This window comes from Actinokineospora baliensis (assembly GCF_016907695.1).
GTDB classification, from domain to species: Bacteria; Actinomycetota; Actinomycetes; order Mycobacteriales; family Pseudonocardiaceae; genus Actinokineospora; species Actinokineospora baliensis.
The window spans coordinates 6,645,273-6,656,580 of record NZ_JAFBCK010000001.1 but is presented as its reverse complement, the minus strand read 5'-3'; the positions used below and the strand labels follow the sequence as shown (position 1 = coordinate 6,656,580).

10 protein-coding genes are annotated in these 11,308 nt (G+C 71.8%); 9 read left to right on the top strand and 1 reads right to left on the bottom strand.

The annotated features are described in order from the left end of the window. Positions 1-17: 17 nt before the first annotated feature. The 5 genes from JOD54_RS29420 to tesB all read left to right on the top strand — a co-directional run bounded on the left by JOD54_RS29420 (position 18) and on the right by tesB (position 5,763). Positions 18-1,142, top strand: coding sequence for a S8 family peptidase (locus tag JOD54_RS29420; RefSeq protein WP_204455210.1), 1,125 nt, complete (start codon positions 18-20; stop codon positions 1,140-1,142). A 132-nt stretch (positions 1,143-1,274) separates the two neighbouring features. Beyond that, positions 1,275-2,048: an aminotransferase class IV gene (locus JOD54_RS29415; RefSeq protein WP_204455209.1), complete on the top strand. Its 774-nt coding sequence runs from the start codon at positions 1,275-1,277 to the stop codon at positions 2,046-2,048. Then, a complete protein-coding gene (locus tag JOD54_RS29410; protein ID WP_204455208.1) occupies positions 2,045-2,707 on the top strand; it encodes a DUF2461 domain-containing protein in 663 nt (220 codons plus the stop codon). Before JOD54_RS29415 ends, JOD54_RS29410 begins: the two co-directional genes overlap by 4 nt. A gap of 96 nt (positions 2,708-2,803) precedes the next feature. After that, positions 2,804-4,228, top strand: a complete 1,425-nt coding sequence (gene pyk, locus JOD54_RS29405; RefSeq protein WP_204455207.1) for a pyruvate kinase — start codon at positions 2,804-2,806, stop codon at positions 4,226-4,228. A 644-nt stretch (positions 4,229-4,872) separates the two neighbouring features. After that, positions 4,873-5,763 (top strand): acyl-CoA thioesterase II, encoded by an 891-nt coding sequence (gene tesB, locus JOD54_RS29400; RefSeq protein WP_204455206.1) that lies wholly within the window; start codon positions 4,873-4,875, stop codon positions 5,761-5,763. A 103-nt stretch (positions 5,764-5,866) separates the two neighbouring features. Here tesB and JOD54_RS29395 read toward each other — a convergent pair whose 3' ends face one another. Continuing rightward, a complete protein-coding gene (locus JOD54_RS29395; RefSeq protein WP_204455205.1) occupies positions 5,867-6,208 on the bottom strand; it encodes a hypothetical protein in 342 nt (113 codons plus the stop codon). Positions 6,209-6,707: 499 nt separating this feature from the next. Here JOD54_RS29395 and JOD54_RS29390 point away from each other — a divergent pair, with 499 nt between their 5' ends. The 4 genes from JOD54_RS29390 (at position 6,708) to JOD54_RS29375 (ending at position 11,250) form a co-directional block, all read left to right on the top strand. Further along, positions 6,708-7,565, top strand: coding sequence for a helix-turn-helix domain-containing protein (locus JOD54_RS29390; RefSeq protein WP_204455204.1), 858 nt, complete (start codon positions 6,708-6,710; stop codon positions 7,563-7,565). Between the two features lie 21 nt (positions 7,566-7,586). Next, positions 7,587-7,790 (top strand): DUF397 domain-containing protein, encoded by a 204-nt coding sequence (locus JOD54_RS34785; RefSeq protein ID WP_204455203.1) that lies wholly within the window; start codon positions 7,587-7,589, stop codon positions 7,788-7,790. 301 nt (positions 7,791-8,091) lie between these two features. Continuing rightward, positions 8,092-8,244, top strand: a complete 153-nt coding sequence (locus JOD54_RS29380; RefSeq protein WP_204455202.1) for a hypothetical protein — start codon at positions 8,092-8,094, stop codon at positions 8,242-8,244. Positions 8,245-8,274: 30 nt separating this feature from the next. Then, complete coding sequence (locus JOD54_RS29375; RefSeq protein ID WP_204455201.1) at positions 8,275-11,250, top strand: helix-turn-helix transcriptional regulator; 2,976 nt, start codon at positions 8,275-8,277, stop codon at positions 11,248-11,250. Positions 11,251-11,308 lie beyond the last annotated feature (58 nt).

The window sequence follows — 11,308 nt, the reverse complement described above, 5'->3', positions numbered from 1 at the left end:
CGAACAGGAGAAGTCCCATGAAGTTCCTTTCCTTGCTGGTCGCCGCCTTGCCTTTGGCGGGCATACCGGCGATCGGTAGTGCCCCGGCAGGCTCCTACATCGTCGCCGTCAAGGACAGCCGATCCGCCACGGCGTTGACCACGCAGTACGGCGGATCCGTTGTGCGGACCTACCAGCACGCGCTCACGGGTTTCGAATGGCGCGGCTCCGCTGCTGCGGCACGGCGGATGGCCGCAGATCCGGCGGTCCGATACGTCGAGCCGGACCACGAGGTGCGGGTCGCCGGTGTCCAGACACCCACGCCGTCCTGGGGGCTGGACCGGGTCGACCAGCGCGGTGTCGCCGGGGACAAGACCTACACCTACCCCAACACCGGCGCGGGGGTCACGGCGTACATCATCGACACCGGCATCCGATTGTCCCACCAGGACTTCGGCGGCCGGGCTGTGTCCGGCGTGGACAAAGTGGACAACGACAGCGACGCAAGCGATTGCAACGGACACGGCACCTTCGTGTCCGGGGTCGTCGGCGGGACCACCCACGGGGTGGCCAAGCAGGCCAAGCTGGTCGGGGTCCGGGTGCTCAACTGCTACGGGTCCGGTCGGTGGGTCACCGTGATCGCCGCGATCGACTGGATGATCGCCGACCACCGACCGGGGCAGCCAGCCGTGGCCAACATGAGCCTGTCCAGCGGGAAGGTCCAGTCCGCCAACGACGCGGTGGCCGCCGCCGTCGCCGACGGGATCGTCATGGTGGTCGCCGCGGGCAACGACAACGGTGCTGACGCGTGCACTCGATCTCCGGCAAGCACCCCCGCGGCGATCAGCGTCGGGGCGACTGACAGGACGGACAAGCGATCCGGGTTCTCCAATGTTGGGCCTTGCTTGGACCTCTTCGCGCCCGGTAGCGCCATCGTGTCCGACTGGCACACCGCCGACGACGCCCGCACCGGCGGGAGCGGGACCTCGTACGCCTCGCCGCACGTGGCGGGCGCGGCCGCGTTGGTGCTCAACGCCTCGCCCTCGTCTTCGCCGCAGCAGGTTCGGGACGCGTTGGTCGCCGAGGCGACTACCGGGGCTCTGACATCTATTGGCGTTGGTTCACCGAATCGGTTGCTTTATATCTCTCCCAAGTTGCACTAGCCGGTATATAGATAATGGGTTTCGGGTGGGTGGCGGAGGGCGGTGGAAGCCGGTCGCGTCGCCCACCCGCGGTTGTGCGGGGAGGCAGAGACGGCGGGAGGGGGCACAGGGGGGCATGCGAGACTGCGGGCGATGAGTGCGCAGCCTGACATCCCCGCGTCCCTGGCCCTGGTCAACTACGGGCACTTCACCTCCATGCTGCTCACCGGGGGCAGAGCCAGAGGGCTCTCGCGCCACCTCGAGCGGCTCGACCGCGACGCCTGGGTGGTGTTCGGGCGGGGGCTCGACGAGACGGTCGTGCGGCAGGCGATCAGGGCGGCCGCCGCGGGTGTCGAGGGGACGGTGGCGGTGCGCGTGACCGTGCACGCGCCCGGGTTCGACCCGCGCAACCCCGAGGTCGACGTCGAGCCCGAGGTCCTCGTGACCACGAGTCCCGCGCCCGCCGCGAGCGGGCCGCTGAAGGTGCGCACCGCCGGGTACCAGCGGGACCTCCCGCAGGTCAAGCACGTCGGCACGTTCGGGCTGTTCTACCAGCGCAGGCTCGCCCGCCGGGCCGGGTTCGACGACGTGCTGTTCACCGGGCCGGACGGGACCGTCAGCGAGGGGTCCACCTGGAACGTCTGCTTCCTCGACGGCGACGGCACCTTCGTCGTGCCGACTGCCCCCGCCCTGCCCGGGATCGCGCTCGGCCTGATCCAGGGCGGCCTGGCCCGGCTGGGCGCCAAGGTCGAGACCCGGCCGGTGTCCTCGACCGACCTGGCGGGCTTCCGCGCCGCGTTCGCCACCAACGCCCTGCAGCCGGTGCGGGCGATCAGCCACATCGACGACGTCGAGTACGAGGTGGACGACGTGGCGACCGCCCGGCTGCTGAAGGCGCACGACCTCACCGCGGGGGAGCGGGCGTGAGCTTCCAGGGCTTCGGCGAGTACGCGGTCGACTTCTACGACGGCCTGGTGGTCGACAACTCGAAGACCTACTGGGACGCCAACAAGGCGACCTACGACAACGACGTCAAGATCCCGATGACCGAGCTGCTCGGCGAGCTGGAGAAGGAGTTCGGCGGCGAGTTCGGCAGCCCGAAGGTGTTCCGGCCGCACCGCGACGTCCGCTTCGCCAAGGACAAGCGGCCCTACAAGGACCACTGCGGCGGCGTGATCGAATCCGGCCGCGGCGCGGGCGCCTACTACGTCGAGGTCGGCCCGGACGGGCTGCGGGTCGGCGGCGGCTGCTTCCACATGGAGTCCGACCAACTGGCCCGCTACCGCGCCGCGGTCGCCGAGGAGATCCACGGCGACCCGCTGCGCGCCATCCTGGCCAAGCTCGAACGCGCGGGCTGGACGATCAACGGCGACCGCCTGCGCACCACCCCCCGCGGGTACGCCAAGGACCACCCGCGGCTGGACCTGCTGCAGTACCGCTCGGTGTACGCGGTACGGGTCTGGCCGCCGGATGACACGCTGCACGAGCCGGGCTGCCTGACCCGGGTGCGCACCGCCTGGCGGCAGCTGCGGGCGTTCAACGAATGGGCCAGTGACCACGTGGGGTTGTCCGATCGCGGTCGGTAGCTGACACGTAACCAGAGGTAGAACACTCTGAATCGAGTCGGCCAATCGGCGAGTTCGTCCTGATCGGTACAGCGACCCCGGCTAAGCTGTTCAGGTGTGAACCGACGAGCGAAGATCGTGTGCACCATGGGCCCGGCCACCGCCACCCCGGAGCGGGTGCGCGACCTGGTGGCCGCGGGCATGGACGTGGCCAGGATGAACTTCAGCCACGGCAGCCACGGTGACCACAAGCAGGTGTACGACCTGGTCCGCGCCGCGGGCGACGAGGCTGGCCGCGCGGTCGGCGTCCTCGCCGACCTGCAGGGCCCCAAGATCCGCCTGGGCACCTTCGCCAACGGGCCGGTCGAGTGGCGCACCGGTGACGTCGTGCGGATCACCGTGGAGGACGTCGCAGGCACCCACGACCGGGTGTCGACCACCTACAAGGGCCTGGCCAACGACGCCAAGCCCGGCGACCGGCTGCTGGTCGACGACGGCAAGGTCGGCCTCGTGGTCAGCGCCGTCGAGGGCCAGGACGTGGTCTGCGAGGTCACCGAGGGCGGCCCGGTCAGCAACAACAAGGGCCTCTCGCTGCCCGGCATGGACGTCTCCGTGCCCGCCCTGTCCGAGAAGGACATCGAGGACCTCGAGTTCGCGCTGCACCTCGGCGTCGACTTCATCGCGCTGAGCTTCGTGCGCTCGCCCGCCGACATCGACCTGGTGCACCAGGTGATGGACCGGGTCGGCCGGGGCAGGCTGCCGGTGATCGCCAAACTGGAGAAGCCGGAGGCGGTGGACAACCTGGAGGCCATCGTGCTGGCCTTCGACGGGGTTATGGTCGCCCGCGGCGACCTGGGCGTGGAACTGCCGCTGGAGCAGGTGCCGCTGGTGCAGAAGCGGGCCATCCAGATCGCGCGGGAGAACGCCAAGCCGGTCATCGTGGCCACCCAGATGCTGGACTCGATGATCAGCAACTCCCGGCCGACCCGCGCCGAGGCCTCCGACGTGGCCAACGCGGTGCTCGACGGCGCCGACGCGCTGATGCTCTCCGGCGAGACCAGCGTCGGCCGCTACGCCATCGAGTCGGTCAAGACGATGAGCCGCATCGTGGAGGCCGTCGAGGCCGAGACCCCCGCCGTGCCGCCGCTGACGCACGTGCCCCGCACCAAGCGCGGCGTGATCTCCTACGCCGCCCGCGACATCGGCGAGCGGCTCAACGCCAAGGCCCTGGTCGCCTTCACCCAGTCCGGCGACACGGTCAAGCGCCTCGCCCGGCTGCACACCCGGCTGCCGCTGCTGGCGTTCACCCCGGAGCCCGGTGTGCGCAGCCAGCTGGCCCTGACCTGGGGCACCGAGACGTTCCTGGTGCCCGAGGTGGACTCGACCGACCGCATGGTCCGCCAGGTCGACCAGTCGATGCTGTCCATCGGCCGCTACCAGCCCGGCGACCTCGTGGTGATCGTCGCGGGCTCGCCCCCCGGCACCGTGGGCTCCACCAACCTGATCCGCGTGCACCGCCTCGGCGAGGAAGACCACGCCTGACCGGCGCGGTGCGTCCCGCGGGCACCCCGCCCGCGGGACCGCGATGTCGCCGGTGCGGCCCGTGACCCGCAGGGCGTGATCGGGCGGCGTGATCGGGCGGCGTGATCGGGCGGCGTGATCGGGCGGCGTGATCGGGCGGCGTGATCGGGCGGCGTGATCGGGCGGCGTGATCGGGCGGCGTGATCGGGCGGCGTGATCGGGCGGCGTGATCGGGCGGCGTGATCGGGCGGCGTGATCGGGCGGCGTGATCGGGCGGCGTGATCGGGCGGCGTGATCGGGCGGCGTGATCGGGCGGCGTGATCGGGCGGCGTGATCGGGCGGCGTGATCGGGCGGCGTGATCGGGCGGCGTGATCGGGCGGCGTGATCGGGCGGCGTGATCGGGCGGCGTGATCGGGCGGCGTGATCGGGCGGCGTGATCGGGCGGCGTGATCGGGCGGCGTGATCGGGCGGCGTGATCGGGCGGCGTGATCGGGCGGCGTGATCGGGCGGCGTGATCGGGCGGCGTGATCGGGCGGCGTGATCGGGCGGCGTGATCGGGCGGCGTGATCGGGCGGCGTGATCGGGCGGCGTGATCGGGCGATTCTACAGTGGACTCCCCGGTGCCCACCGGCTCGGCGCGGCCTGGCGCACTAGCCTGGGTGGCATGACCGAGTTGGCGGAAGACGGGGTGCCGCGGGGCCAGGCGGTGCTCGAGCGGCTGGTCGACCTGCTCGACCTCGAGCGCGTCGACGACGACAGCTACCGCGGGGTGAGCCCGGAGCACTCCTCGGTCCGGGTGTTCGGCGGCCAGGTCGCCGGTCAGGCGCTGGTGGCGGCGGGGCGGACGGTCCCGCCGGAGCGCGGGGTGCACTCGCTGCACGCGTACTTCATCCGCGGCGGCGACCCGAGCGTGCCGATCGTCTACGAGGTGGACCGCATCCGCGACGGCCGCTCGTTCACCACGCGCCGGGTCGTCGCCGTGCAGCACGGCAAGGCGATCTTCGCGCTGTCGGCGTCGTTCCAGGCCGTGGAGAAGGGGATCGACCACGCCGAGGACATGCCGGAGGTGCCGGACCCGGAGTCGTTGCCCACCCAGGGCGAGCGGATGACCCCGCAGTTGCGGGCGAAGTTCGGCGCGTGGGCGGACCGGCCGCGGCCCATCGACGTGCGCTACGTCAGTGAACCGCCGTGGTTGTCGCGGGAGACGGGGCCGAGGGACGCGCGCAACCAGGTGTGGATGCGGGCGGACGGCAAGCTCGCGGACGACCCGTTGCTGCACGTGTGCGTGCTCGCCTACGCCTCCGACATGACGTTGCTCGACGCCGTGCTCGCCCGCCACGGCGTCTACTGGGGAACCGACAAGGTCATGGGGGCCAGCCTCGACCACGCCATGTGGTTCCACCGGCCGTTCCGGGCCGATGACTGGATCCTCTACGACTGCGCGTCGCCTAGCGCGTCCGGCGGCCGAGGGCTTGCTACTGGCCGGTTCTTCACGCGCGACGGCAGGCTTGTGGCAACGGTGGTGCAAGAGGGCTTACTGCGGTTGCTCGGCTAAGAGGCGCTAAGAGGGGTGGGGCCCGAACCGTCGGGGGAGAGGCTCGGGCCCCACTGTCGGGGCGCGGCGACGAGGGGTGGGTATCGCGGCGCCCCGGGTTCTCTTAGCCGGCGAGGTATTCGCGGTAGCTGTCCACGTAGTCCACTGTGCTGTCGGCAGGCGTTCCACCGTCTTCGTGGACCAGCAGGCACAGGTGCGCGGTGAGGTAAGCGCGGCACGGTGATGGCGCGCGGGTGAAGAGCCGGGTGCGGCAGGTGGGGCAGCGGCCGTCCGAGTCGGGGCGGTGTTCGTCGAGCAATGCGCTCAACGCCGCCACGACCCTGGGCAGTTCCGCGCGGGCCAACCGGGCCGCGGCGGCGTCACCCCCGCCGCGCGCGTCGTCGCTGAGGTCGCTCAGGTAGCCCCGCAACGAGGACTCCATGTGCCCGAAGATCGACCCGCTCACCCTGTGGCCTCCCGCCATCCGTGACCTGCGCCGTCCAAGCCAAGCACCCGTGGCCGCCCGCCAGGGAAAACCGCCGTGGCGCTGGGGAATCGCCACCGGCCCACCGGCCGGGTCCGTGATCGGTCAACGACCCCGCGACGCTCTCAAGCGGACGGCCGAATCGGCCGATGACCCCTCTGGTGCGCGCCACGTCCCGCTGCGGGGCCATTTCCGCTGTCCGTCGCGTCCGATTCGGCCGCGACCGCGATTTCATAGGCAGAATGCAGTGTGGCAGCGACATTGTGCAAGTTGCACCACACGATCGGGTGACGGCGACCGATCTCCGGACGCGATCGGACTGAGCGGGATCTCGCACCGCCGCACTGCTTGTGTTCGACATGATCAGCACCGACACTTGCCCACGGCGCGCGGTCGACCCGCGCCGCGCAGGTCCGGACATCCTGGACGACCAAGACCCTGTGACCGCTGGAGTTGGCGCGGTCGGAAACGAGGTGGAGACGTGACCCGTGGACCGAGTCCGACGGTTCGCCGCCGCAGGCTCGCCGCCGAACTGCGGCGTTTCCGGGAAGCGGCGGAACTGACCATCGACGAGGTCGCCGAGAAACTCGAATGCTCCGCCTCCAAGATCAGCCGAATCGAGACCGGCCACGTCAGCGTCACCCCGCGCGACGTGCGCGACCTCGCCGAGCTCTACGGCATCGTCGACGAACAGCGCGACGCGCTGGTGCAGGTGGCCAGGGAGGCGCGGCAGAAGGGCTGGTGGCACGCCTACAACGAGGTGTTCACCGGTGCCTTCGTCGGCCTGGAGGCCGATTCGTCCTCGCTGCGCGCCTACCAGGCCCTCATCGTCCCCGGCCTGCTGCAGACCCCCGCCTACACCCGGGCGGTGCTGCACGCCATCCGCCCGGACGCCCAGCAGGCCGAGATCGACATGCGGGTCGAGGCCAGGCTCACCCGCCAGCGGCTGCTCACCGACCCGCACCCCCCGGAGTACTGGGCGGTCGTCGACGAGGCGGTGCTGCGCAGGCTCACCGGCGGGCCCGAGGTCATGCGCGAACAGCTGCTCAAGCTCGTCGAGGTGGCCAGGCTGCCCAACGTCACCCTCCAGGTCGTGCCGTTCTCCGCGGGCGCGCACGCGGGCATGGAGGCGCCGTTCCTGATCCTCGGATTCCCCGACCAGGTCGACCCCGACGTCGTCTACGTGGAGAGCACCGCCAACGGCGTCTACCTCGAATCCCCTGCCGATGTCCACAAGTACTCGTTGTTGTTCGACCACTTGCGTGCGGCGGCGTTGCGACCGGACGACTCCGTCGCCCTGGTCCAACGGGTCACGGAGGAGTTGATCCGTGATTCCTGAATAACACGAGAGGAGTGGGGCGTGACTGTTTCTGACCTCGCGAGCGCCGAATGGCGCAGGAGTAGCCGCAGTTCGGGCAATGACTGCGTCGAGCTCGTGATAGGCGGAAGCGGCGCGACGGTGCGCGACTCCAAGAACACGGAGTTCGGGCACCTGTCGTTCGCGGACATCGAGTGGACCGCCTTCGTCGGTGCCGTGAAGGGAAACCTTCTCGCTGCCAGGTGATCCAGGCCGCGCGGCGCCCGCGCCCGGGATGATCGACAGCATCCCGGTCCGGGACCCACTCGGTGGCGGGGCCACGGCACGGCCGTGGCCCCGTTCCCCCTCACTCCCACCCCTTACCCGGCCCACCCGGCCTGACCCCTTACCCCGTCCACCGGCCCGGTCCGGCCGCCCGGGGTAAGGGGTGCCGGGCCGGGGACTGCGTGATCGTCCGATCTCCCGCCCGCCACCTCAGCGGCACAGTCGTACTCAGCCGGGAAGCGCCCGGCGAACGGCAGAGGGAGTGATCCACGTGGAGTGGACGATGGAAGCGGTCCAGGCCGAGGTCAACTACCGCAGGCACGGCACCCTGGACCGGACCAGCAGGCTGCACCTGCGCGAGGTGCGGCGCGCGCCGTGGTGGCGCAGGCTCTCCGGGCAGCGCCCGGACCCGAGGCAGGGTGATCGCGCCGCGTGAGCACCGACGGTGTCGGTGGGGTGTGCGAGCATGCTGGACATGCCGCGTCTTGGTTCCGGAATACCCCTGGTCGCGCGCGGTCGTGAACTGCGCAGGCTCCGCTCGGCGGTCGAGGCCGCCGTGGCGGGGCGGGCGTCGGCGGTGCTGCTGGCCGGGGACGCCGGTGTCGGCAAGACCAGGATGACCGAAGAGGTCGGGGCCATCGCCAGCGACCTGGGGGCGTTGGCGCTGACCGGGCGCTGCCTGGACGCCGGTGAGACCGGCCTGCCGTACCTGCCGATCGCCGAGGCACTGGCCGCGGTGCGCGAGCGCGCCGCGGCCCGCCCGGCGTTGGGGCGGTTGTTCCCGGAGGTCGCGCTCCCGGCGCGCCCGGACCCCGGCCGGGTCGACTCGGGGATGGCGATCCCGGTGGTCGGGCCCCGCTACGAGCAGGACATCGGCCAGTTGCAGCTGTTCGACGCCGTGCACGGGCTGCTGACCGACCTCACCGACCAGACGCCGGTCCTGCTGGTCCTGGAAGACCTGCACTGGGCCGACGCGTCCACCCGCAGCATGCTGTCGTTCCTGCTGTCGCGGTTGCGGTCGCAGCGGCTGCTGGTCCTGGGGACCTACCGCGGCGACGACCTGCACCGGCGGCACCCGCTGCGCCCGCTGCTGGCCGAGCTGGTGCGGTTGCCGCAGGTGGAGCGGATCGAACTGGCCCCGTTCGGCACCGCGGACGCGCGGACCTTCGTCACCGCCCTGGCCGAGGACCGGCTCTCCGAGCGCGTGCTGCGCGAGGTGGCCGGTCGGTCCGAGGGCAACGCGTTCTTCGCCGAGGAGTTGCTGGCGGCGTACTCGGCCTCGGACGACACAGGTATCCCGGCCACCTTGGTCGATGTCCTGCTCGCCCGCGTCGAGCGGTTGAGCCCCACGGCGCAGACCGTTGTCCGGGTCGCTTCGGTGGCCGGTCGGCGGGTGCCTGATGCCCGGCTGCGCGGTGTGGCCGAGCTCGATGAGGCCGAGCTGGATGCCGCCTTGCGCGAAGCGGTCGCCCACCACGTGCTCGTCCCGGCCGACGGCGACGTCTACATGTTCCGGCACGCGTTGATGCGCGAGGCCGTCTATGGCGATCTCCTGCCGGGCGAGCGGGTCCGCCTGCACGCCTCTTACGCCCGACAGCTCGCAGACACGGGTACGCGCGGCACCGCAGCTGAGCTTGCCCACCACAGCATGGAGAGCCACGCGCTGCCCGCCGCGCTCGCCGCGTCGGTGGCAGCCGCGTGGGAGACCGAGCGGCTCGGAGCGCCCGCGGAGTCTTTGGAGCACATCGAGCGCGCGCTGAAGCTGTGGGACGCCGTGCCGCCCGAACAGCGCCCCGGCGACGTCGACGAGAAGAACCTGCTGCAGCACGCCTCGTGGGTGGCGGGGATGTCCGGCGACCCGGAGCGGGCCATCGCGTTCGCCAAGTCCGCCGTGCGCGCCGCCGACACCCCGGTCTCCCCGGAACGGGCCGCGAAGCTGCGCAGGCGGCTGGCGCAGTCGTTCTACGCGGTCGACGGCCGGGAAGGTGACGCGCTCGACAGCATCGAGCAGGCGTGGGAACTCGTCGCCGACCGCCCGCCGAGCCCGGACAAGGCGTGGGTGTTGGCCGCGTACGCCACGATCCTGCGCGGGCTGCGCCGCAACACCGAGTCCCGGGAGCGCGCCGAGCACGCGGTGGCCGTCGCCAGGGAGGTCGGCGCGGGCGGGCCGGAAGCGGACGCGTTGACGACGCTGGCGATCCTGGCGGAGGCCGACGGGCACGCCGAAGAGTCGCGGGAACGGCTGCTGGCCGCCATGGCCCGCGCCGAGGACGTGGATGCGATCACCGTCGAGCTGCGCGCGCGGTACTCGTTGTGCGTCAACCTCTACGAATCGGGCCGGTTGGCCGAAGCCGCTGAGGTCGCCGACGCGGGCGTTCAGCGAGCCGGGGCGACGGGCCTCACCTGGAGCACCTACGGCCTCGAGTTGCGCGTAGTGCAGGTCGTGATCCGTTATGCCCGCGGCGACTGGGACGGCAGCGAAGCCGCCGCCGAACCCCCGGGGCACAAGGTGTCCAGCACGGTGTCGGCGCGCTTGGCCGCGGTCGGCGCGTACGTGGCGGTAGGCAGGGGCCGCTTCGCCGAGGCGGAACGGCTGCTGGCCGAACTACGCGCGGACTGGCACCGCGACCTGCAGATCCCCCTGGCCACCGGCGCCGTCGGCGCGGAACTGGCTGCCTGGCGGGGTCGACCGGACAAGGCGGTGGAGGCCGTCCGGGACGCGCTGGACTGGGTCGCGCGGGCCGGGGAGCAGTGGGTTCTCGCGGGCATCCGCATCGGCGCGGTTGGCATCTCCGCGCACGCCGACCAGGCGGTGGCCGCCCGGCGCGCCGGGCACGAGGTCGCCGAGTCGCTCGCGGAGGGCGAGAAGCTGATCGCGATGGTCCGCAAGACCGCCGAGTGCGGCAGCCCGCGCACCGGCTCCCTAGGCCCTGAGGGCCTGGCGTGGCTGGCGCGCGCCGAAGCCGAGTACACCCGCCTGGTGGGCACCGACGACCCCACCGCCTGGCGCCTCGCCGCCGACGCCTTCGACTACGGCGCCACCTACGAACAAGCGGTGTGCCGCCGCCGCCTCGCCGAAGCCCTCCTCGCCGCCGACGACCGCGAAGGCGCCACCGAAGCCCTCCGCCTCGCCGACGAGGTGGCCACCCGCCTGTCCGCCAAACCCCTGGCCGACGCCCTCCGCAAGATCGCCCGCCGAGCCCGCATCTCCCTGCTGGACTCGGTCGAGATCCGCGACGAGGTGGACCCGTTCACCCCGCGGGAGCGCGCGGTGCTGGGCCTGGTGGCGGCCGGGCGGACGAACCGGCAGGTGGGGGAGGAGCTGTTCATCAGCGAGAAGACGGTCAGCGTCCACCTGAGCCGCATCATGGCCAAACTCGGCGCCAGCCGCCGAGCCGAAGCCGTCGCCGTCGCCTACGACCGGGGCCTGCTGTCCACCTGACCGCGCGATTCGCCCTGAGGCTCGCGGGACCGGGCAGCTGTGTCGCCGGTGGTTCGCC